Source organism: Propionispira arboris (assembly GCF_900109225.1).
Lineage (GTDB): Bacteria > Bacillota > Negativicutes > Selenomonadales > Selenomonadaceae > Propionispira > Propionispira arboris.
The window spans coordinates 329,899-352,692 of sequence record NZ_FNZK01000001.1; the positions used below are offsets into that span (position 1 = coordinate 329,899).

A 22,794-nucleotide genomic window follows, 5' to 3' on the forward strand; every position below is an offset into this window, starting at 1 on the left:
ATATTTCGCTGGTTTTAGGAAAGAATCCTTTTTCCGGCTGAAAAAACATGTTTAATTATAGAGAAAATTTACCGAATTGCTTTTTTATTGAAAAATTGAGTATAATATAGTAAATAACAGGAAAAATAAGATAGGTAGTGGTAAATATGACCAGTAATAAAGAAATTATTACCAGCAGTGATTTTAGAAGAATGATTGCCGGTGCTTATAGTGAATTTTTACTTGAATATGAAAATTTGAATCAATTGAATGCAGCTTCTTTATCCGATAGTGGTGAAATAGGTACAAACTTGCTGCGTACGATGGGCGCGGCGGCGGCAGCACTTGTGGATGCCAAAGAAGAAGGTATTGGACCTTTGGCAAAACGTACGTCTGATAGTGCTATTTTGGGGGCCAGAGGTAATTCAGGGGTTGTTCTATCGCAGATTTTCCGCGGCTTAAGTAAAGGTCTTTCTGGTAAATATGATGCGAGATCTTCTGATATAGGTAAAGCATTCCAGTATGGTATCTTATATGCACATCGCAGTATTCCGGATTCAAAAGAGCGTCCGATTATAACAGTGGCAAAAGGTGTGGCAAAGGGGGCCTATTATGCGGTAAGGGCCAATCTGCCGATATCCGAAATTTTAGAAGCAGCCCTGATTGCAGGTGAAAAAGAACTCCAGCGAACGAAGGCTCAGTATGGTTTTATCGATGCCGGTGGACAGGGAATGATGGTTTTACTTACAGGATGTATGAAGGGGCTTGATGGTAATTTTGTTTCGCCAAGCCTTAGCTTGTCGACGAATTTTAAAACCTCTAATCAGGTTCCGAAGCCAGAAGTTGATTTGGTGCGGCCATATTGTGTAAGTTTTTTGGTCAAACATTCAAAAGTGGATGTATATGATGTGGAGCGAATCCTGCAAAAAATAGGTAATGCTGTTATTGTGCAAAAACATGGCAATAATACGCGTGTTCATCTGCATACAGATCATCCCGGCTTGATTATTGAACAGGCTGTCGGCTGGGGAAACTTGCACGATGTGAAAATTGATAATATGGCACAATACCACGAATCATCTGTTATGACAGAACAGGCAGAAGCACTTGCGATTATTGCCGTTGCCTCTGATGCAGTTATGTCTGAAAAAATGAAAAAAGCTGGTGCAGGTTTAATCATCACTGGCGGCAAGGGCATGAATCCTTCTGTTGGTGATTTTGTGAATGCTGTGCATAGCGATTTTGCTAAGCAGTACATTATTTTGCCAAACAGTAAAAATCTCGTCCTTGTAGTAGAACAGGTACAAGAACTTTTAGGTGATCGAGTTGCCAATTTGAAGACACCAGATATGCAGTCGGGTCTGCAGGCACTAAAGCTCTATAAGAAAGAGCAGTCTCTAGCTGAAAATGTTAGAAATATGCAGCCACTTGTAAAATAGTTTGAGTTTTTAGGAGGATGAAGTGATGTTGAAAGAGTTATCAGTGGGGGAGTTCCTTAGTAAACTATCGGGTGAAAAAGCACCGGGAAGCGGCAGTGCCGCTGCACTAGTTGGTGCTTGTGGTGTAAGCCTTTTGATGTTAGCACTGCATTTATGTTCAGCAAACAGTAAATATGATAGTGAGCCACCAATTCAGCGTTGGCAAGACGAATTGGCATCGATAAAAGAAACCTTAGAGAAATTGATCGATGAGGATGCTGTGGTGATGGAACGAGTTTTACCGCTTTTTCTGAGCCCTATTGAGCTTGAGACGAAGGAGTGGAATCGCTTACTTGCTGAAGCAATGTCGGTTTCTTTTGCGACAGCAGATGCCTGCTTTGCTGCAATGGGCATTGCCAAGGATATGATTCAACTGGCTGAGCCTAATCTGGTTTGTGATATACGGTTTGCAGCGCTAAACTGCCATACTGCGTTACAGGGGAGTATGATGCTCAATCAAACGAATATTGACTTAATACGTGAGCAGGGTGACCTTAAGGCACATCTCAATGAGCGCGTATCGGTTTTGCTTGTTAAAACAAAATGTCTTGTTGATTTAATTTTAGATGAGTAAAATAAAACAACCTATGACGAGCTGCTGTAATTTGGCAGTTTTTGTCATAGGTTGTTTTATTTCTTCTTATATTTTTTGCCGTCCAGCTCCTGGCCCATCATTGGCAACTGCTACAGAAGCCTCTGTGAAGGTTTTCATATCGTTTAGCATATGTAGACTGGCATCGACTAGTTTCATACCAAGGGCAGCAATACAGCCGCCACCTGTCGTCATATTGAGGTTTAGATAAGATGGAATATCCCAATCCAAGGCAGAAACAGGTGGTGTTTCCGTACGTAAGATATAGTCTTTTACATTGGGGGCCAGATCAATCGCAATTTTTGCGGCAATTTCAGAAATGAAATTATCGAGTACGATGAGTGCCCCACCGTGGGCTGCACCCAAAATGAGACCAATCATGTATGCCAATTCTATATCGTTGGCCGCAGGTGTTTCGGAAGCTGGGGTATGAGGCTTAAGCAGACGATCTTTGAAGATTGTCAGTTCTATATAATTTGTGGTCAAAAGTTTTTGCAGTGCTTGTTTTACTTTCGTTCCACATATATCATGTCGCTGGTTTTCAGTTGTGGCAATCCCAATGATTTGAGTACCTTGTCGGATTTCTTTCTCAGCCAAAAGCATACCGCCTTTGATCGCCGTCAATAAATCTTGTGACGGTTTAGGCAGTTCAATCAGAGTGACCTTAGCATTTGCATGCTGGGCAAATGCTGCCGTGAGTTTTTGCTGCGTGCTTGACATATTGGCTTTTGAACCAAAACACAGAATTCTTTTTTGCAAGATATTCGGTTTTGCTGAGGCTGTAATGCCGGCAATTTTTACAGCAATTTCTTCTAATCGACCCAGGCTGTAAATTGGTTTGCAGAGATTATCAATGCGAAGCTGACACTTTTCCATCGAAGATAGATGCAAGGGACGGATGGTGTCATTGTATTCTTGCAGTTCCTGTGTGGTTAGGGGTAACATAGCTTTTTCTGACTGACAGCAAAAAAGATCGGGTATATGGTCTTTTGTGAGTGCTGTATAGGCGAGGAGCATGCCATCCAGAAGATTAACGATGATGGAGGAACCGGTAGCTTCGCCAAGGCGAAAATGCATATCCATATAAGGCTGGAGGTTGAGTTTTTCTAAGATTGCTTGATGGGCGGGTTCTGCTGCTAAATGTGACCCCATTAGGTATTCTTTTACCGTGGGGCAGAGCGTAGCTGCGATAAGGGCGGCTGCACCAGTATTGAAGCCGTCGAGGACAACAAAAGCACGATTTGCTGCTGCACCTAAAATGATGCCGGCAATACAACCAAGTTCAAATCCACCGAGTTTCATGAGGACATCGATTCCATCAGCTGGATTGGGCTGATTGACCGCCAGAGTTTGACGAACGACATCAATTTTGACTTTAAGGCGTTCATCCGAGATGTTGGTGCCGCGGCCGGTCGCTTCTTCAGGGCTTAGATCGCATAGACAAGCTACGATAGCGGCACTTGATGTGGTATTGGCAATTCCCATTTCACCAGGTAAAAAGCAATGATAACCTTGCGCAGTATATTTTTGTACAAGTTCAATTCCGGTGTGCAAAGACTGAAGTGCCTCAAGCCTTGACATGGCAGCTCCTTTGGCACAATTTTTTGTTCCAAGGGCAATCTTACGATCAAGCAGCCCCGGTATTTTACCCATCGGAGCTGCGATACCCATATCAACAACCACCATATGGGATTTTGAGAAATTAGCGAGGGCATTGGCTACTGCGCCTTTTGAAATCAGATAGTTTTTTGTCATGTGTACGGTTGTTTCAGGTGGATAGGCACTGACTTTCATTTCGGCAACACCATGATCGGCACAGCTGATAATCGTACATTTTTTTGGCTCACTGGGAATTTTTTCACCACTGATGCCGGCATAATTTAATAAAATACTTTTCAAATACCCCAAGCCTTCTACATTGGTCATTGTATCAGATAGTTTTTTTTGCACGTCGTGTATTGCTTTTTTATCGAGGGGCTTAATGTTTTTTATGGTTTGTGTCAGTAAATTCATACGATCCTCCCTGTCAGGCTTCTTTGGGTACTTGTTTTAGGCTGAGGCCGATCCGGTGACGGTCGGCATCAATGCTGATGACCATTACATCAATAATATCACCAACGGATACTACATCGAGTGGATGGTTGACTCGTTTATAGCTGAGTTCAGAGCGATGGATGAGTCCGGCTGTCTTGATGCCGATATCAACAAAAGCGCCGAAATCAGTTACATTGTGAACTGTGCCGCGCATAATTGTGCCGACAGCGATATCCGTTAACTTTACAATCGATTTACGCGTAAGCGGAGCGGGGAAATCTTCACGTGGATCACGTCCAGGTTTTGCTAAGGCATCAAGGATATCACGGATGGTTGGTACACCAGCATCAAGGCTGGCGGCCAGCTGATTGATATCGATCAATTTCATTTTTGCCTGCAAAATTTCAAGCTGGTGTTTATCTTTCAAGTCTTGCAGCGTAAAACCGAGTTTTGCTAAAATACTTTCGGCTAGTTTGTAAGATTCAGGATGGACGGGGGTATTGTCCAGTGGTGATTTTGCCATACCAATACGAAGAAAGCCAGCACATTGCGTGAAAGCTGCCTGACCAAGGCGGGCTACTTTTAAGAGTTCTTTCCGCGCGGTAAATTCACCATTTTCATTTCGGTACGTAACAATGTTTTTGGCTACGGTGGCATTGATTCCAGAAACATGTTTTAATAGCTCAATCGAAGCGGTATTGAGTTCAACGCCGACATGATTCACAGCGGATTCAATGACATGATCCAGGGCTGTTGTTAGTCCTTTTTGATTCACATCATGCTGATATTGACCAACACCAATGGATTGTGGATCGATTTTAACGAGTTCGGCTAATGGATCTTGGACGCGCCTGGCAATTGATACCGCGCCGCGAATTGTGACATCATAGTCAGGCAGTTCCTCTTTTGCTAGTTTTGAAGCTGAATAAACAGAGGCACCAGCTTCGTTCGTGATAATATAATGGACATTGAGTTGATTTTCAGCAATCAAGTTTGCGGTAAATTCTTCCGTTTCATAAGAGGCCGTACCATTGCCAATTGAAATGAGGGTAACATTGTATTTTTTGATTAGAGCCAGCGTGGTTTCAGCGGCTTTAGCTTTCGCGTCATCGCTCATTGTAAGATAAAGGACACCATGGTCGAGTACATGCCCGGTTGCATCGATAACAGCCATTTTACAGCCGGTGCGATAGCCGGGGTCAAGTCCCATGACGACATTTCCCGATAATGGAGCTTGGAGTAAAAGCTGTTTAAGATTCATACCAAATACATGAATGGCCTGGGTTTCTGCATTTTCAGTCAGCAAAGAACGGATTTCACGATCCAGTGCCGGAAACAAGAGGCGCTTGTAACCATCAGAAACGGCGGCGGTTATGATTTCGCTAAAAATTGATGGCTTTGTTATAACTTTATTTAAAATTAAGCTGAGATTTTTTTCATGGTCGGTATCAAGCCGGACTTTGAGAAAGTTTTTCTTTTCACCGCGATTGATTGCCAATATGCGATGAGATGGTAATGTTTTGAGTGGTTCACTGTATTCTTTGTACATTAAAAATGCCTGACTGGCTTCATTTTCTTCAGGAAGTTCGGTCTGGATACGGGCATTTTGCCATAGGTATTTTCGCAGCATTGAGCGGATGTCAGCTCGTTCACAGACTATTTCAGCGATAATATCCATCGCTGCCGCAAAAACAAGTTCAGTAGAATCAATTTCGTTTTCTGCATTTATATATTGTGCTGCGTATTCTAGTGGATTTCCACTGGTGATTTCTTGTGCCATGATCAGATCGGCGAATGGTTCAAGACCTTTTTCACGGGCAATCTGAGCGCGGGTACGTTTTTTCTGTTTATAAGGAAGATATAAATCCTCCAGATCCTGGAGTTTTATCGTACGCTCAATGGCTGTTTTTAATTCGGGCGTGAGCTTTCCCTGTTCTTCAATATTATTTAGTATGTCATCTTGTCTTTTGATGAGGTTGCGCAGATAGGCCAGGCGTTCTTCAATCGTACGGATTTGTTCTTCATCGAGTTCACCAGTTACTTCTTTTCGATAACGAGATATAAAGGGAACCGTATTTCCTTCATCTAATAATTTTATCGTTGCATCAATTTGATATTTTTTAACTTTCAGTTCATTGGCAAGATAAGCGCCAATTTCTTCTAAAATCATGAAGTCACCAACTTTTCTTTATTTTTCAGAAACATAATCTTTAACGTAAATTTAAAATCATTTCGTATTCAAATATTATAGCATAAATTTGCCCGTTTGCTAAAATGGATAAAGATGCAGTTTGAAAAAACAAAAAAATCTCATTGAATCTTGACAAAGATGGATCTAAATCTATATACTGGATACTGTTGATATTGAATCCTTTTTAAAAATCAGAACTATGGAAAATGCTTCTTAATAGAATATTGGTTTTTAATTGTTGTAATAGATCTATTGACAAAAATCATTTTAATCAGTAAGATAATAAGTATCTGTATATATTTATCCTTTGTTAGGAATATATAAGAATAAAGAACGAATCTAGTTTATTTTCCAATGAATGAGTAGACGAAGAAATGTTCATGTAAGGTGGCGGATTGTAATGGATGCAAAAGAAGTAACAGCATTATTAAGAGAAAAAGGCTTTAAGGTAACGCCACAGCGTTTGGCAATTTACAATGTGTTAAGTAACACAACGGAACATCCGAGTGCTGAAATGATATTCAGTAAACTGCAAGAATTTTATCCGACGATGAGTTTGGCAACGGTCTATAAAACAATTGAAATTTTAAAGGAAATAGAATTGGTTCAAATCTTAAATGTTGGTGAAGAAAGTTTTCGTTATGATGCGAATACGGATACACACCCGCATGTACGCTGCTTAGTTTGTAATCGGGTTGATGATATTTACGGTGTGGATGAATCAGCTTATGTGAATCAGATCAGTGAAAAAACAGCATATCGCCTGTCAGGGCAGCAGTTCTATTTTTATGGAGTTTGTCCTGAGTGCCAGTCGAAAGCAGGGAAAATGCACTAATTCTATTTTTATGTGTTGTCAACGGTTGATAATTCGCAAATGTTCTGTGAGAATACAGGGTGTTTGCGATTTTTTTTTATTTCAGCTGTGTTTGTTGCAGTGGATTGTTGTTTTTAGGGATAAAGAATAGTATGATATAAATAGAATTTTGCTATGATTTCAGATGCTTTACAGGATTCTTTGCTACCTTTATAAACAGAAACTTGTTTGGTTAAAAGAGCAGAGTTCATGTGTGTCGTGTGGAATGTATTGGATATAAATGAGGTAGAAAAATATATGCAGGTTTCGGTATTGGCAAGCGGTAGTAAGGGCAATTCAATCTTCATTGAAATGAATGGCACAAAAATATTAGTGGATGCAGGAATTAGTGCTCTTCGAATCAAAAAAAGTCTTTTTGCTATTGGGGTTGAGATTGAGGAATTAGATGGGGTTTTAATTACGCATGAGCATCGTGATCATATTGGCGGGTTAACGACGTTGTCTCGCAAATATAGTTTGCCGATTTATACACGGTCTGATACCTTTGCATCCATGTATTGTCGTGATACAATTCCTGATCAGTGCTGCAATGCGATTGGTGAGGACTTTTGTATTGGCAATCTTAAAATTGGGGCATTTAATATTTCGCATGATGCGGCTGACCCGGTTGGTTTCACGATTTTGGATCGGGATATAAAATGTACGGTGGCAACAGATTTGGGATTTGTTACCAGCAGTGTACAAGCAGCTTTGGATTATTCGGATGTTTTGGTATTGGAGGCCAATCATGATACGGAGTTATTGAAAAAAGGCGCTTATCCCTGGTATCTTAAACAACGTATTTTGAGCAATCGCGGTCATTTATCGAATGAGGATGCTGCATGGGCTTTAGTTCGTATGAAAAAACAAAAAACGAAAGTTTTTTTAGCCCATTTAAGTGCTGAGAATAATGATCCGCATGTTGCACATGCTACTGTTTGCGGGATCGTGGAGCAGCAAGGTTATGACCTGGGCATTGATTTGGATATACGTTTGACAAAACAAAATGAAATTGTAAGTCTATAGGAGGTTTTTTTATGAAAGCATTATATAAAAATGTGAATCCATATTTTGTGGTGATGATAAGTATGCTGCTGGTTGTTTCAGCCTTGTTTTCAGGCTGTACAGCTTTTGGTAATAAACAGGAATCTGCGGCAAAAGTGCAGGAGAGTACATCGAATCTAACGCCTCCGGCCGCGAATGATAAACTTTCTGATGCAAGAAATACAGCCCTTGTCAGAGCTGCTAAAAGTGTAGGACCAGCTGTTGTTGGTATAACGAATAAAGCTGTGGCACGTGATTGGTTTAATCATCAGGTGATGATCAATCAGGGGACCGGTTCAGGGGTTATTTTTGACAGTAATGGTTATATTGTAACGAACAATCATGTGGTCGATGGGGCAAAAGAAATCACCGTGGCACTTTCTGATGGCAGGACTTTGGCGGGGAAAATTGTCGGTACCGATCCTGTTACGGATATTGCTGTTGTTAAAGTGGATGCGACAGGTCTGCCAACTGTGACGTTTGGCAATTCAGATGAAATCATGGTCGGAGAACCAGCACTTGCCATTGGTAATCCGTTGGGATTGGAATTTCAAGGCAGCGTAACAGCTGGGGTAATCAGTGCCTTGAATCGCAGCATGGAAATCGGTGAACGTAGATTTAAATTGATTCAAACGGATGCAGCAATCAATCCAGGCAATTCCGGTGGAGCACTGGTGAATGCTGATGGCATGGTAATTGGCATCAATAGTGCAAAAGTTTCAGCAGCTGGTGTTGAAGGCATGGGTTTTTCAATTCCGATTAATGCAGTACGGCCGATTATTGAAGATATTATTAAAACAGGTCATGTAGTGCGTCCTTATTTAGGCGTGGGTGTTTTCGATAAAGCAACAGCGGCTAGTCAGGGTTATTCTTTGAATATTGATAAAGGTATCTATGTTGCTCAAGTGACAGCAGGCGGTCCTGGTGAAAAAGCGGGTATCCAAAAAGGTGATATTATTCTCAAGATAGCAAATACGGAAACCAACACGGTGGTTGATCTCAGAACAGCCATTGTTAACTACAACGTGGGTGACACAGTGAAAGTAGAATTCACCCGGAATGGTGAAAAACACAGCGTTGATGTGGCACTTGAAGAAATGCCGGATAGCCAATGAAGATAAACATTGTTGCAGCAGGCAAAATTAAAGAAAAATATCTTTCAGCCGGAATCGCTGAATTTACCAAACGCATGACAACGTTTGCGAATCTTAAAATCATTGAAATACATGAAGAAAAAATGCCGGATAATCCATCCGAAGCAGAAAAGAAAAAGACGCTGACTATTGAAGGTGAGCGTCTTTTGAAGCAAGTGTCGGAGGGGAGTTATCTCATTGTTTTAGATGTGTATGGCAAAGAGTCTTCATCAGAAGACCTTGCTAAAAATATTGCTCAGTTAGGGCTCAAAGGGCAAAGTAATATTACATTTTTAATCGGAGGGGCTTTTGGTTTGTCGGAAGAAGTCCGCCAAGCCGCTGCCGAAAAACTCAGTTTCTCCCGCATGACATTTACCCATCAAATGGTAAGACTGCTGCTCGTGGAGCAAATCTATAGAGCCTTTAAAATTAATCGAGGCGAGAAGTATCACTGGTAATAGCGAAAGCACCCTTAACCCATCAAATACAATGGTTAAGGGTGCTTTCTTTAGACAACGGGGCAGGGGTTTGATGCGGTTCGTTTCTAGCAAGATTTAAAGTGATTAGGAATATAGCGCTTTAGTTATTGTATGCTATCTGTTTTTTGAGATATTTTAATAAATTCTTCCATGGCTTTGGTGAAATATTTATTTTGTTTGTTGTAGAAAAATACGTTGCGTAATGTGTGAGTACTATTTACTTTGTAATATAGCATATTGGAATTATAGTTTGCTTTTTGGGCTAGGGTATCACTAATGAAGGTAATTCCCATGCCGGAACAAGCAACATTATAAGCTGTAGCCAACTGATCTAATTCTAAAATAATTTTTGGTGTTATGCCATTTTCTTGTATAATCTTATCTACACGCATTCGCGTATCGTTTCCAGCTCTCAAGAAAATGAATGGATCATGGGCGAATATCGACAAAGGCACGGACTCTGTCGCTGGGTTTAAGTGTATTCCTTGGCGGATATCGTCGATTGATAACTGATATTTTTGGACGAAACTGTTTGAAGAAAATTTCCGAGGCACGGTAAGAATAAGACTCTCACAGCAGAATAAGTGCTTTTCATAGATTGCTTCATTTAGGGGGTAATTATCAATTACAAAATCAAGTGCGCCTAAAAATAGCTGATTTTCTAAATGGGCACTATTGGCTTCAACTAGATTTACTTTGATGGAAGGGTATTTATTGGTGTATTTTGTGATTATTTCAGGAAGAATAAATGAAGCAAAAACATTGCTTGCACCAATAGAAAGGTGTCCTGTTTTCAGTTGATTTAAATTACTGAGATAGTTTTCAAATCGATTTTCAATATCCATAACTTTTTCTATGGATTTTATATATTCTGAACCGGCTTCTGTCAATTGAATAGGATTACTGCTTCGATCAAAGATACAGCACCCGAGGCGTTTTTCATTTTTTTTAATTGCAGCACTCAAAGCTGGTTGGCTGATATAGAGATTTTGTGCTGCTTTTGAAAAGCTTTTTTCTTTGTATACTTCATAAATATATTCTTTTCCTTTAAACATGATGCCTCCATGATATAACCAAATGATTATATCATTTATGTTGATATAAATATTTGATTCTATTATACTTGAGATTTATAATGAAATCAAGTAAAGAGTAAGGTGTTGTTATAAAAGGGGGGAAGATAAAATGCAAAAGTCAATCGGAATTATCGGTGGCATGGGACCGACAGCTACATACGATTTGTTTAAAAAAATTATAGATATGACTGATGCCAAGTCTGACCAAGAACACATCCATATTTGTATAGATTGTAATACCAATATTCCAGACAGAACGAAAGCCATATTAGGAGGGGGAGAGAGCCCCATTCCTGAAATGGTGAGAAGTGGTATTAGATTGCAGTCCATGGGGGCGGACGTATTAGTCATGCCATGCAATACCGCGCATTATTTTTATGGTGAAATTACGCCTTTTTTTGATATTCCTCTTTTAAATATGTTGAAAGAAACGGTTCTAGAAATTAAAAAGAAAAAAATAAGAAAAATCGGGTTGCTGGCAACTGATGGAACAATTGAGTCAAGAGTTTATCATATGGCCTTAGCGGATGCGGAAATAGATTTGGTTATTCCTTCGCCAATCAAGCAGATGAGTGTAATGGATGTAATTTATAATGGGATAAAGGCGTCAAATAAGAATATCAACCTTAATGAGTTTTATGGAACAGTCGATGAACTTTTTGAGGAAGGGGCAGAGATATTGGTATTAGGATGTACAGAGCTTCCGGTTGCATTTGAACTATTTCATATTGATCGACCGGTAATTGACCCAACCTCAGTATTGGCGGCAGCGGCAATTCGATTTGTTGATAAATCGTTATATAATAAGCTATAGGATAAACAGATTTATACTCAAGTTTTCATGAATATAATCTCAAAACTTCAGGACAATGAGGTCGGAAAGATAATCAAAAATCTGCACGGTTAGAAGTGATACGCAGAGAAATATTACTTGGCAATTAGAGAAAAAATCCTGTCCATTTGTTTTACAACAAGTGGACAGGATTTTTGTTATTATACAAGGGTTAAGTTTACATCATGCATGAAAGCGATTACATTTAGCCTGTCAGTCTGCCAGAGGTGTAACGCTACTGAAACCTACCCCATTCTTGACGATTGTCATGTGAAATATTTAATATACAAACATCTTAGTGTAAAATAGTTCTCGGTAGAAGTTGCAAAATAAAAGGAAGACCTTTATTATAATATAAGCTTCGCAGGCAAATATATTACAAAGAAGGTCTTCCTATGGATTCAATTGTAGCAGAAATCGTGAAAATAATGAAGGACTCTAAAGACGCAATTTCTCGTGAAGAGTGTATATGGCGTTATTTTACAGATAAGTTAAGTCAATCTGTAGCGGAAGCATTGGAAATTATTGATGCAGACGTAGCGGAGAAATATAAACAGAAAGGCTATGAGATAGCGCGGTGCGACTGGCGAACAATCCAGTTTCACAATTTGATACACTTTTTCAGCGTTACTGTCCACGTGATACAGAATTAATGAATACAGAGGCTTTTGCGTTATTCTTTATGTTGTTTTTAAGCACCTTAAAGGACCAATGGACTGCCAAAAATCAAGCTGACAAAGAGACTAAACTTCGCCATATCTGCTATGCGGAACACGTCATGCAATGGATCGAAGCCCATTACTATGAGGAATTTACTCTGGTTGCTCTAGCAAATGAAATTCATCTTTCGAGTTTTCATATATCTCATCTGTTCCACAAAGCTACCGGTAGTACCATCACTGAATATCTTATTTACCATCGTTTGCGCGAAGCATATCTGCTGCTAAGAACAACATTCCTGTCCTTACAGGAAATCTGCGACAGGATTGGCATCAGCAATATCTCTTATTTTTGCCAGTTATTTAAAAAACGATTAGGTATAAGTCCGGCCCAGTATCGAGGCAAACCAAGCTGAATTATAGTATATGAATAAGTCATTTTGTCAATTAAAAATGCAGCCTAGACTCTTACTAAAATAAGGGATCAGGCTGCATTTTATTTTTGTAGGAGGTATCCATTAGCAAAACAGGAATTGTAGATTTCATTCAACATAATAAAATTTAGTGGCAGTTACGTATTATATCAATGAAATTAGCCATGGCTATTGTTGGGACTGTGTTTTTTCGCTGTATCAGCATTGTTGTACAGTTTCGCAGATGTGCGGGCAATTTATAAGCCGTTAGAGCACCTGATTGAAGCTTTTCCGCTATAACGGACTTAGGTAATAGAGATATTCCAATACCAGAAGCTACTCCGCCAATAATAGCTTCTAATGAACCAAACTCAAAACGTTTTAAGGAAATCGATTTATTCTCTAATAGATATCGCTCCAGTAATGCCCGATAAGAGCAGCCAGCACGGAAAACTAAGATGATTCTACTTTTCAGGATTTCCTCCATGCTTTTTGGGTGTTGTCCGCCTTCAGCAATCAAGACCATTTCTTCTTTAAATGCTTCAATTTCAATGATGTCGGGGTGATTAATGGGCGCTGCAACAAAGGCAAAGTCAAGATTATAATTCAGAACTTGATTGATTAAGTATTCCGTAGTTCCGGTTTGAAGTGATAATTCAACCTTATCATATAATGAATGATATTTTTTGAGCAAGGATGGAAGATGAATTGCGGCTGTCGTTTCCATAGAACCAATTCGCAATAAACCGCCCATAGATTCATCGGGATTTAACAGAAAAGATAACTCATCCAGCAATTGAGTTATCTTTGCCCCCTGTTCTAAGAATATTTTGCCGGCAGGGGTGAGGTGAACCCCTTTTGCGTTCCGATAGAACAAGTTCACATTCAGATTTGCTTCTAGTTTTCGTATGCGTGTAGTAACGCTAGATTGTGCATAGCCAAGATTTTCGGCAGCTTTGGTCATAGAACGGTATGAAGCGACTTCACGAAATACTTTTATATCATCAAAATCCATTTTTAATTCCACTCCGATCGATAAAAGCGATTGCTGTAATAGAAAGTAATCGCTTCTATAAATAATAACTTTATAGTAACATAAAACTATATTCTTTGACAAGGAGATGAATACATTGAATAATCAGCGTAGTATTTCTATTCTTATCGGTGGGGTTTGTGCCTTGAGCTTGGCAATGGGGCTTTCTCGATTTGGTTTTACGCCAATTATTCCTCTGATGCAAAGAGATATTGGGGTAACCGAATGGTCTATAGCCGTGCTTGCTTCTGCAAACAATTTAGGCTATCTTATCGGAGCATATATTTCAAGAAAACAATGTATTAGAAAGAATTTGCTTATCTGGTTAGGCGTCGGAATAGTTTCCAGCATAGTTACGTTGGCAGCTATGTCGCTCACGCTAAGTGAAACATTTTGGCTGTTTTTAAGACTACTTGCTGGATTCTTAAGTGCCATTTTATTCGTTGTTGCATCAAGCGTTACTTTAGGGAAAGGACGAAGCGAGTGGGCTGGATATCTATATAGCGGAGTTGGTGTTGGCATTGCATTTAGCGGCATATTTACCCCGATGTTTGATCGTATAGGCGGTTGGCAAGCCTCGTGGCAGGGATTAGCATTAGGCGGAAGTATTTTCGGAATTACGGCGTGGTGTACTCTATCAAAGGCATTGCGTTTGGAAGCTGAAGGATCAGCGAAAATGCGAAAATCAGAGCATCTTATTAGAGATTACAGGTGGTATGTTCTTCTCGTTAGTTATGGACTGGAGGGGATTGGCTATATCATCACTGCTACATTTATTGTACAAATGATAAAAGCAATGCCTGAACTCAGTCATATTGCAAACCAAAGTTGGATATTAATTGGCTTGGCGGCAGTACCGTCCACACTCCTGTGGGCACAAATTGCAAAAATGACAGATATCAAAGTGAGCCTGATGCTGGCTTTTGGAATGCAGGCATTGGGGATTTTATTAACCGTTGCAATACCAAATCAAATTAGTATCTTGGTCGGAGGTATTTTGTTTGGTGGAACTTTTATGGGAATAACCAGCCTAACGATGACCTTAGCATCCCAAATGAAGCCAGAAGCTCAAATGCAGGCTATCGGAGAATTAACTACGGTATATGCTCTGGGTCAGATTATCGGTCCGATTGTAGCAGCATATCTTCAAAAAAACGTCAATATTTTAGCTCCTAGCTTCTTTGCTGTATCAGTTTTAATACTGGCATTAGGTGCGTTGATGGTACTCCGCGTGAAAGATATTATATTGAAAGACTGCAAAAGTGAATAAATAATGCTTATGCACCAATGTATCATTTATCATAACGAAAGAATTCCTGCCAAATTTTGGACGAAGCTGGCAGGAGTTTTGTGTTTTTAATGGAAAATAAAATTATAATGCAGTAAATATAGAAACAAAAATGACACACTAGAAACATAGCTGCGTTATCTTAGTGTTCGTAACAAACTAAAATAGCGTAAAAAAGGAGTAATTATAGTATGAAACCTGTTATTGCCATAGTTAGTTGTTATAATCAAGGCGAAATAATAATAATGGAAACTTTATATTGCTGTCACTTCAAAGGGCTGGAGAGTTTCCATTATAAAAGAGCCTCTTATTAATTATCGTATTACAACAAAATCTGGAAATATCGAAGGGTATAAGAAGCGTCTTGAGCTGATAGTATATATAGTGAAAAAAATCAATCTGTATATGAAAAATACTTACTGGATGTTATTTTAGAAAAAGAAAAAGCATTTCAGGAAAAAATCTGGAAGTTTTGAAGCGAGCTAGAAGTATCGATGACCTGCCAGAAGTCACTTTTGGTGATGGTGGAATGGCGTTCGCGATTACGGCTTTTTCTCTGCTGGATGCAGGAAAAAATAAAAACTAATACTCCTTACAAAGTCAGGGGATTGGTATAAATAAAAACGGTCGGTCAAATTTTAATTTGACCGACCGTTTTTGAGCTTCTAGTGTACTTATTTTATATGGTTTACCAATTCTGGTGCTAAACCAACATATTTTGCTGGAGTGAGGGCCAGCAGGCGTTTTTTGTCTGCTTCAGGTAAATCGACACTTTTAATGAAAGCTTTGATATCTTCTTCACTGATGCCTTTTCCACGGGTAATGGCTTTCAGTTTATCATAGGAATTCGCATGACCATTTTTACGCATTACAGTTTGTACTGCTTCGGAGAGAACTTCCCAAGCATGGTTAAGGTCACCAGCAAGAGCTTCGCGATTCACTCCTGTTTTGCGGAGACCTTTTAAAGTATAGGTGATCGCGATAAGAGAATGGGCGATACCAGTGCCAATATTGCGAAGAGCAGAAGAATCGCTGAGATCACGTTGCAAACGGGAAATTGGCAGCTTGTTTGCCAGATGATCCAGGATAGCATCACTTAAACCTAAGTTTGCTTCTGAGTTTTCAAAATCAATTGGATTTATTTTATGAGGCATAGTAGAAGAGCCAACTTCTCCCGCAACAGCTTTTTGTTTGAAGTAACCAAGGGAAATGTAAAGCCACATGTCACGATCAAAATCCAGCAGAATATTATTGAAACGCGTAAGCGTGTGGAACGTTTCAGCGACATAGTCATGGGATTCAATCTGTGTGGTCAGCGGGTTGAAAGTCAATCCTAAACTTTCAACAAATGTACGAGAAACAGCTTCCCAGTCTATTTCTGGATAGGCGATACTATGGGCGTTAAAGTTGCCGACAGCACCGTTGAATTTCCCCAGATATTCCTGCGAACGAAGCTGTTTTAACTGGCGGTTCCAACGATAGACAAACACGGCGAGTTCCTTGCCGGCAGTGGTTGGTGAAGCGGATTGTCCATGTGTATGAGCAAGCATCGGTATGGATTTTTCCTCTTCGGCCATCGTCGTAACGCTTTCAATCAGTTTTTCTGCTTCTGGCAGCCAGACTTTTTCAATACCATGTTTCAGCATCAACGCATAGGAAAGATTGTTGATATCTTCTGAAGTACAGGCAAAATGGATGAATTCGAGTATATCAGACAGTGACATGGTTCCCAGGGTTTCGCGGAGAAAGTATTCGATTGCCTTTACATCATGATTGGTTGTGCGTTCGATTTCTTTGATCTTAAGGGCAGCGGTTTCATCAAAATTGTTGACGATATTGCGCAAAAAAGCAATTTCTTCTGTTGTGAATTCACGAATTTCACCAAAAGCAGGGTTGCTGGCCATTGTAATAAGCCACTCTACTTCTACATGAATCCGGTATTTTATTAAAGCCCATTCCGAAAAATAGTCTTCCAAAGGTTCAGTGATGGCTCCATAGCGTCCTTCTAGCGGCGTAAGTGATTTAATACTCATTTTTATACCTCATATCCTTTAAAATTTAGCAGTCTCTATGCTGTTGTTGTGCAAAAGCTATGCTTATTATACTACATTACAGGCTTACAATGCCACATTCTAAAGTGAATTATAAGGTATTGTCTGTTTGAATTAAATTTTTCACCGAAGATAACGTGATGTTTTTACCAGTTGCTTCAATAGTCGGTAATGGCATTGATTTTTTTTGTGGCAAGCTAATGCAGCAAATGCCGCCGAGAACGAGGATTCCACCAACGAGCTGTGACATTTGGAAGGATTGACCGAGAAACAGTGAAATCACGACCGTATAGAGCGGAATGAGATTCATTGAAATGCTTGCCGCCGTTATTGTAACGCGCTGCAGGGCAAAATTCCATAGGATAAAAGCACAAACTGAAGCACCAAGGCTGATATAGATAATACTGGAAATACCGGCGCTGGTGATTGCTTCTGTGGGAAGCGGGATAAAAGGTGCAAAAGGAAGCAGAAAAAGTACGCCAAGCAAGGAAGAAAGGGCTGTTGTCATAAGCGGTGGGAGTGTGGTGACATTTTTCCCGGTTACAGTATAGAGAACCCATGACATATCAGCCAGCAGCATTAAGAGATCTCCTTTGTTGAATTGGATGGATGCGATACTTGTAAGGTTGCCTTGCGATATAATCGTTAATACGCCGATAATAGCGAGCAGTAGTCCTAAGTACTGCCGAGGGAATGTGCGGACTTTGAGGAAGAGGGCGGTAAACAGCATCGCAAAGGCTGGTGTCAATGTACTAATCAGTGATACATTGACGGGAGAACTATATTGGAGTGCTGAATACGTGAAGAGGGTGAAAAGATCAATGCCAAAAATCCCCATGCCAGCAAGATTCAACCAGGTTTTCCGGTCAATTGATTTTAAATTTATTTTTTTTGCCCAAAAGGCAAGGGGAAGTAAAATGATCACAGCAATACTCCACCGTAGCAGACTTATCCAAAATGGCGGAAATTCACCAGCGGCAATTTTACCGGAAATAAAATTACCCGCCCATAACAAATTACAGAGTAAGAGAAATATCCAAGTTTGCATAATATATAACACCTCGATTTACTTTTAAATTCACTATATCATGCAAAAAATGATTGTTCAATTGCGATTTTTCGATTATTATAATAGGCATAGACTATGAATGGGGGAGAAATAATGGAACTTAGACATTTACAATACTTTGTTGCTGTCTGTAAACATCTTCATTTTACCAAAGCTGCCGAAAGCCTTGGTATTGCGCAACCGACACTCAGTCAACAGATTCACGTACTGGAACAGGAAGTCAATACGCCACTGTTTGATCGTGTTGGGAAACGGATTTTGCTTACCGAGGCAGGAGAGATTCTGTTTAAATATAGCATGCGAGTTTTTGATACTTTGGAACAGGCGGCAACCGATATCAGCCAATTGAAGGGGCTGGAACGCGGTCATATAAAAATAGCTTGTCTGGGGACGTATCTGGCAATGGAGACGGTTATGGATTTTCATCAACGTTACCCTAAAATTCAAATTGCGGTTGAGCAGCTGTCAACAGAACAAATTCGGCATAAGCTGTTACAAAATGAATTGGACTTTGGTGTTGTATTTTTGCCTCTGGCTGATAAAGAGCTCGAGAGTATTCCCCTTTATTCGGAGACTTTGGTTTTTGTGACTTCACAGACCCATGAATTGGCGCAGCTAAAGCGAATTGGTTTTGCCCAGCTGAAAGAAGTGCCGTTGATTCTTATGTCACGAAAATATTTGGTTCGACAAATGTTTGATCAGGCGTGTCAGGAAAACGGGTATGATTTTACGCCAACGATTGAACTAAGCGAAATGGACGATTTGCGTGAAATGGTAGAAAAAAATATTGGAGTCAGTGTTTTGCCACGGCTCTATGTACGTAGTATGTGCAAGCACAGTATAAAATCAATACCACTATTGGATATTCCGATTAAAAGAACGATTGGCATTGTATATCGAAAAGGTCGTCATATGTCGGCTGCGGCCCTTTCCCTTATGGAGGAGTTGGAAACATTTTTTTCGAAATTGCATTGAATATATATAATGCAACTTATATAGTATTTGTCAGCTGCCGAAAATAAGTAAAAGCCCAAAACCTGTTTTCGTTGGTTTTGGGCTTTTGTTTTTAAGTAGAATTCGTCAGGCAAATAAATTTATGATTTGATTGCCCACCGCAATTTCGCAGAATGTGCACGAGGATTGACATGACATTCTTCTGCTGATGGACGAATCGGATCGGGTGCTATTTCGCGGTAAACACCTTCACCAAAAAAACGTTTGAAAGATTTTTTTACGCGCCGATCTTCGCCTGAATGAAATGAAAGTATGGCAACCCGACCGCCTTTAGTCAGGGCATTTGGCAGCTTTTCTAAAAATAAATCCAAGACTTCAAATTCATTATTAACGTCAATACGTAAGGATTGAAAAGATCGTTGGCAGGATTTTTTAATTTCGGCTTCTGTGATTTGTGGAATGTTAATTAAAGCATCTTTAATGATATTTCTAAGCTGGGTTGTTGTTTGTATAGCATTGCCTTTTTTTAACTGAGAAACAATTGCTTGTGCGATTGCTTTATGATGTGGCTCATCTGCGTTTTCAATCAGCATATCTTGTAATTCATCTTGCGTCATTTCTTTTAGACGAATTGCGGCAGAGGTCCCTTTTTGGGGATTTAGCCTTAAGTCCAACGGGCCTTCCGCTTTAAAGGAAAAACCTCTGTCTGGATTGTCTATTTGCATCGAGGAAACACCTAAATCTGCCAATATAAAATGAAAATTACCTGTTTTTGTTCTGATTTGATCTATTTGAGAAAAATTCCTTTGCTGGATTTCTAAAATTTCGGAACCATAACCAAGCTGTTCTAAACGTTCTTTGGTGCGCGGTAATTCAATAGGATCTACGTCAATTGCATATAGGCGTCCTTTTTCATGTAAACATTGAAGCATTGCCAAGCTATGACCGCCATAGCCGAGTGTTGCATCTAAGCCAGTCTGACCGGCTTTTATTTGCAGAAAATCCAATATTTCTTTGACACAAATGGGAATGTGCATCCCGGCAGGTGTATTACCTTTTTCGATAATTTTTGCCACAGCATCCTTATATTGATCAGGGTGCAGTTCTTTGTATTTTTCTTTAAAATTTTTGGGGTGAGTGCCTTTATAGCGAATACGTCGTTGATGTTTGGGCGCTTGCTCATCCAATGTATGATCTAGACCCATGATTTTCCCTCATTTTTAGTATTATTTTTGTATTTTTCTTATAAATTATATGATAGCAGGTGCAATCTATTAAAGCAACGACATGAACGTGAGTTCTGGATATTTGTCAAAATGCTTTATATAGTTTATTATGGATCTTATGCACTTTATGACATTTTGCGGGATGAAATGTTTAGGTGGTTAAGTAAGGATCGGGGTACTTTATGAAAAAATTTACAACATATAAAATCGAAAAAGAACAGGATGGTTTTGTACTGGAAACATATTTGAAACAGACTTTACAGTATTCTGGCAGAAAAATTCAAAAATTAACCAGAAAAAAGGGCATTTTATTAAATGGAAAAGCTGTTTTTTTACAAAAAAAAGTGAAATTTGGTGATACGCTGCGAATTCTGAATGTTGAAGATGCTGCTTATGGTGTTGAGCCGGAAGACGGAAATATTGCTATACTGTATGAAGATGAATATATGCTGGTACTCAACAAACCAGCACGACAGCTCGTGCATCCTACGGGTCAAACAACGAGTGGCACTTTGGCTAATTATCTAGCCTGTGAACTGCAAAAACGTAATATTGTGACGACAATTCGTCCTGTGCACAGATTGGATAGAGAAACTTCCGGGTGTATTATTTTTGCCAAAGATTCGCGAAGCCAATTTATATTGGAACAGCAATTAAAGGAAAAAACATTAAAACGAACCTATTGGGCCTTGGTCAGCGGCATCGTTGGTCCTGCTTCAGGAACGATTGATGCACCCATTGGAGCTCATCCAAGTAAACCAAATCGACGTGCGATCAATCAACTAGGGGAGCCGGCAATTACGCATTATCGAACCGTCGCGCATTATACGGATACTTCTTTGGTGGAACTCAACTTAGATACGGGTAGAACGCATCAGATTCGGCTGCATTTGGCCCATCTGGGGTATCCAATTCTTGGCGACGGCATGTATGGAGTTCGTTTTTCTGGTATGTTAAGGCAGGCTTTACATGCAACTTATATTACGTTTCGGCGATTGCAGGATGATACTGAAATCAAGGTGCAGGCTCCACTTCCGCAGGATTTTATAGATGCTATGGAGGTTTGCAAAAAAAAGGAAAAGGCGATACTTCCCAATCAGTAAGCATCGTCTTTTCTTTTTTTATTTGTTATTTAGGCAGTACGACCATTCTTTTGTATAAACCCAAATACTTCGATAGAGAAGACTCGTAATAACGAAGACAGGGATAGTGGCACCCAGGATAAATTGTATGTCCATAAATTGATAATACAAGTAGATGCCCAGCAGCCAAACTGCTAAAGCACGCCAATTCACAAGCAGTTCGGGGCGCAGACGACGATTTTTGATTATAAAATATTCGGTGAGCAAGATCGCAAATAATGGTGCAAAAACAGAACCAAGGGCGATCAGAAAGTTTTCGTATTGTTCAATATCGACGAATAAGGCAGTGAGCGTGCCGATTATGGTCATAATTAAAGCAACGCGTTTTTCATTGAGCTTGGGAAAAATATTAGCAAAACTCACTCCGGCTGAATAGGCATCGAGAAACGTCGTTGTCAGGGTTGCCAGCACAACGATGCCTAAAGCGGCTAGTCCTAAATTTGCGGCTAACATCATCGCAGATGGTTCTGGGTTGTCGGCAGCAATGGCAGCCCCAAGTCCAATGATATACATCCAGCAGCTGCCGACAAAATACCCGATTCCGCTGCCTAAGGCAGCACTTTTTTTGTCCTTGGCAAAGCGGGTGTAATCCGCAATTAATGGCAGCCATGAAAGCGGCATGATGACGCTGAGCTCCAATGCTTCACCGAATGACATTCCACCCTGTGCTGGTGCACTGAGGAGGCTTGTGTCTTTGAATACAACCTGGCTTAATACAAGAGTGATGCCAAATAAAAGGAAAACAGCAGCCATATTGGCTTTTTTTAAGCCGCTATCGCGTCCGAGGGCAATCCATAAAAGAACTAATCCGCCTAGTATAAGGCTCCAAAGTGATTGCTGATCGAATCCCCAAAGCACTTTACTAATTTCATTTGCGGATCGGGACGCGGCAAGAATCATGACAGCTGTCCAGCCGACGAGCTGTAATACATTTAATATGGAAAAGATATAAGAGCCATATTGGCCAAACGAGATACGTGTTGATACGATAGCGGGAATCCGCTCATCGGTACCAATTATGCCACCTGCTATTAAGATAATCGTACCTACGATATGGCCAAGTACGATGGCAGCTACGCCGGTTTGAAAACCGAGTGGAGCTAACAAGCCGCCAGTCAATATTTCAGCAATTGAAACCGCGGCACCAAACCATAAAAACAAATAATGATTAAATCCAAGGGTTGTGTTTTTGTTATGTATCATTTTTAATCGACTCCTTGTACTGAAATTTATACAAATAAAAGCGCACCCCGAAGGATGCGCTTTTG

20 protein-coding genes are annotated in these 22,794 nt (G+C 40.0%); 12 read left to right on the forward strand and 8 right to left on the reverse strand.

Features of this window, described 5'->3' with window-relative positions:
• The first annotated feature begins 146 nt into the window (after nucleotides 1–146).
• Nucleotides 147–1,418 carry a DAK2 domain-containing protein gene (locus tag BMY14_RS01490; RefSeq protein WP_091828550.1) on the forward strand — a complete coding sequence of 424 codons (1,272 nt, stop codon included), beginning with the start codon at nucleotides 147–149 and terminating at the stop codon, nucleotides 1,416–1,418.
• Nucleotides 1,419–1,443: 25 nt separating this feature from the next.
• Nucleotides 1,444–2,031, forward strand: a complete 588-nt coding sequence (locus tag BMY14_RS01495; RefSeq protein WP_019552028.1) for a cyclodeaminase/cyclohydrolase family protein — start codon at nucleotides 1,444–1,446, stop codon at nucleotides 2,029–2,031.
• A gap of 66 nt (nucleotides 2,032–2,097) precedes the next feature.
• Here the strand turns inward: BMY14_RS01495 and cobT are convergent, their stop codons facing one another.
• Together cobT and BMY14_RS01505 are read right to left on the reverse strand one after the other, a co-directional pair.
• A complete protein-coding gene (gene cobT, locus BMY14_RS01500) occupies nucleotides 2,098–4,062 on the reverse strand; it encodes a nicotinate-nucleotide--dimethylbenzimidazole phosphoribosyltransferase (protein WP_091828552.1) in 1,965 nt (654 codons plus the stop codon).
• Nucleotides 4,063–4,075: 13 nt separating this feature from the next.
• A complete protein-coding gene (locus tag BMY14_RS01505) occupies nucleotides 4,076–6,253 on the reverse strand; it encodes a Tex family protein (RefSeq protein ID WP_091828555.1) in 2,178 nt (725 codons plus the stop codon).
• 421 nt (nucleotides 6,254–6,674) lie between these two features.
• On the opposite strand from BMY14_RS01505, the gene perR reads away from it, so the two are divergent.
• The 4 genes from perR to rlmH all read left to right on the forward strand — a co-directional run bounded on the left by perR (nucleotide 6,675) and on the right by rlmH (nucleotide 9,762).
• Nucleotides 6,675–7,109 (forward strand): transcriptional regulator PerR, encoded by a 435-nt coding sequence (gene perR, locus BMY14_RS01510; protein ID WP_091828557.1) that lies wholly within the window; start codon nucleotides 6,675–6,677, stop codon nucleotides 7,107–7,109.
• Between the two features lie 276 nt (nucleotides 7,110–7,385).
• Nucleotides 7,386–8,153, forward strand: a complete 768-nt coding sequence (locus tag BMY14_RS01515; protein ID WP_019552032.1) for an MBL fold metallo-hydrolase — start codon at nucleotides 7,386–7,388, stop codon at nucleotides 8,151–8,153.
• Between the two features lie 11 nt (nucleotides 8,154–8,164).
• Nucleotides 8,165–9,286: a S1C family serine protease gene (locus tag BMY14_RS01520; RefSeq protein ID WP_091828559.1), complete on the forward strand. Its 1,122-nt coding sequence runs from the start codon at nucleotides 8,165–8,167 to the stop codon at nucleotides 9,284–9,286.
• Nucleotides 9,283–9,762 (forward strand): 23S rRNA (pseudouridine(1915)-N(3))-methyltransferase RlmH, encoded by a 480-nt coding sequence (gene rlmH / locus BMY14_RS01525; protein ID WP_091828561.1) that lies wholly within the window; start codon nucleotides 9,283–9,285, stop codon nucleotides 9,760–9,762. The genes BMY14_RS01520 and rlmH overlap by 4 nt, the downstream gene beginning before the upstream one ends.
• A 125-nt stretch (nucleotides 9,763–9,887) precedes the next feature.
• Here rlmH and BMY14_RS01530 read toward each other — a convergent pair whose 3' ends face one another.
• Entirely contained in the window at nucleotides 9,888–10,838 is a 951-nt protein-coding gene (locus tag BMY14_RS01530) for a LysR family transcriptional regulator (RefSeq protein ID WP_091828564.1), read from the reverse strand.
• 130 nt (nucleotides 10,839–10,968) lie between these two features.
• On the opposite strand from BMY14_RS01530, the gene cuyB reads away from it, so the two are divergent.
• The 3 genes from cuyB (at nucleotide 10,969) to BMY14_RS01540 (ending at nucleotide 12,766) form a co-directional block, all read left to right on the forward strand.
• Nucleotides 10,969–11,673 carry a cysteate racemase gene (gene cuyB / locus BMY14_RS01535; protein WP_091828566.1) on the forward strand — a complete coding sequence of 235 codons (705 nt, stop codon included), beginning with the start codon at nucleotides 10,969–10,971 and terminating at the stop codon, nucleotides 11,671–11,673.
• 413 nt (nucleotides 11,674–12,086) lie between these two features.
• Nucleotides 12,087–12,344, forward strand: a complete 258-nt coding sequence (locus tag BMY14_RS20445) for a hypothetical protein (protein ID WP_177177435.1) — start codon at nucleotides 12,087–12,089, stop codon at nucleotides 12,342–12,344.
• A complete protein-coding gene (locus tag BMY14_RS01540) occupies nucleotides 12,344–12,766 on the forward strand; it encodes a helix-turn-helix domain-containing protein (RefSeq protein WP_245741199.1) in 423 nt (140 codons plus the stop codon). Before BMY14_RS20445 ends, BMY14_RS01540 begins: the two co-directional genes overlap by 1 nt.
• Nucleotides 12,767–12,911: 145 nt before the next feature.
• Here the strand turns inward: BMY14_RS01540 and BMY14_RS01545 are convergent, their stop codons facing one another.
• A complete protein-coding gene (locus tag BMY14_RS01545) occupies nucleotides 12,912–13,790 on the reverse strand; it encodes a LysR family transcriptional regulator (RefSeq protein WP_245741201.1) in 879 nt (292 codons plus the stop codon).
• 94 nt (nucleotides 13,791–13,884) lie between these two features.
• Here BMY14_RS01545 and BMY14_RS01550 point away from each other — a divergent pair, with 94 nt between their 5' ends.
• Nucleotides 13,885–15,066, forward strand: coding sequence for a YbfB/YjiJ family MFS transporter (locus BMY14_RS01550; protein WP_245741203.1), 1,182 nt, complete (start codon nucleotides 13,885–13,887; stop codon nucleotides 15,064–15,066).
• A 692-nt stretch (nucleotides 15,067–15,758) separates the two neighbouring features.
• On the opposite strand, the gene purB is transcribed toward BMY14_RS01550, so the two are convergent.
• Nucleotides 15,759–17,117: an adenylosuccinate lyase gene (gene purB, locus BMY14_RS01555; protein ID WP_091828572.1), complete on the reverse strand. Its 1,359-nt coding sequence runs from the start codon at nucleotides 17,115–17,117 to the stop codon at nucleotides 15,759–15,761.
• 109 nt (nucleotides 17,118–17,226) lie between these two features.
• Entirely contained in the window at nucleotides 17,227–18,183 is a 957-nt protein-coding gene (locus BMY14_RS01560; protein WP_091828574.1) for a DMT family transporter, read from the reverse strand.
• Nucleotides 18,184–18,297: 114 nt separating this feature from the next.
• Between BMY14_RS01560 and BMY14_RS01565 the strand changes: the two genes are divergently transcribed.
• The gene (locus BMY14_RS01565; protein WP_177177436.1) at nucleotides 18,298–19,179 is read left to right on the forward strand and encodes a LysR family transcriptional regulator; all 882 of its coding nucleotides are present in this window, start codon (nucleotides 18,298–18,300) and stop codon (nucleotides 19,177–19,179) included.
• Between the two features lie 119 nt (nucleotides 19,180–19,298).
• On the opposite strand, the gene rsmH is transcribed toward BMY14_RS01565, so the two are convergent.
• On the reverse strand, nucleotides 19,299–20,363 hold the full coding sequence (gene rsmH / locus BMY14_RS01570; RefSeq protein WP_091828579.1) for a 16S rRNA (cytosine(1402)-N(4))-methyltransferase RsmH: 1,065 nt from the start codon (nucleotides 20,361–20,363) through the stop codon (nucleotides 19,299–19,301).
• Nucleotides 20,364–20,566: 203 nt separating this feature from the next.
• Here rsmH and BMY14_RS01575 point away from each other — a divergent pair, with 203 nt between their 5' ends.
• On the forward strand, nucleotides 20,567–21,487 hold the full coding sequence (locus BMY14_RS01575) for an RluA family pseudouridine synthase (RefSeq protein WP_091828582.1): 921 nt from the start codon (nucleotides 20,567–20,569) through the stop codon (nucleotides 21,485–21,487).
• Between the two features lie 18 nt (nucleotides 21,488–21,505).
• On the opposite strand, the gene cytX is transcribed toward BMY14_RS01575, so the two are convergent.
• Nucleotides 21,506–22,729, reverse strand: a complete 1,224-nt coding sequence (gene cytX, locus BMY14_RS01580) for a putative hydroxymethylpyrimidine transporter CytX (protein WP_091828584.1) — start codon at nucleotides 22,727–22,729, stop codon at nucleotides 21,506–21,508.
• Nucleotides 22,730–22,794: the final 65 nt, after the last annotated feature.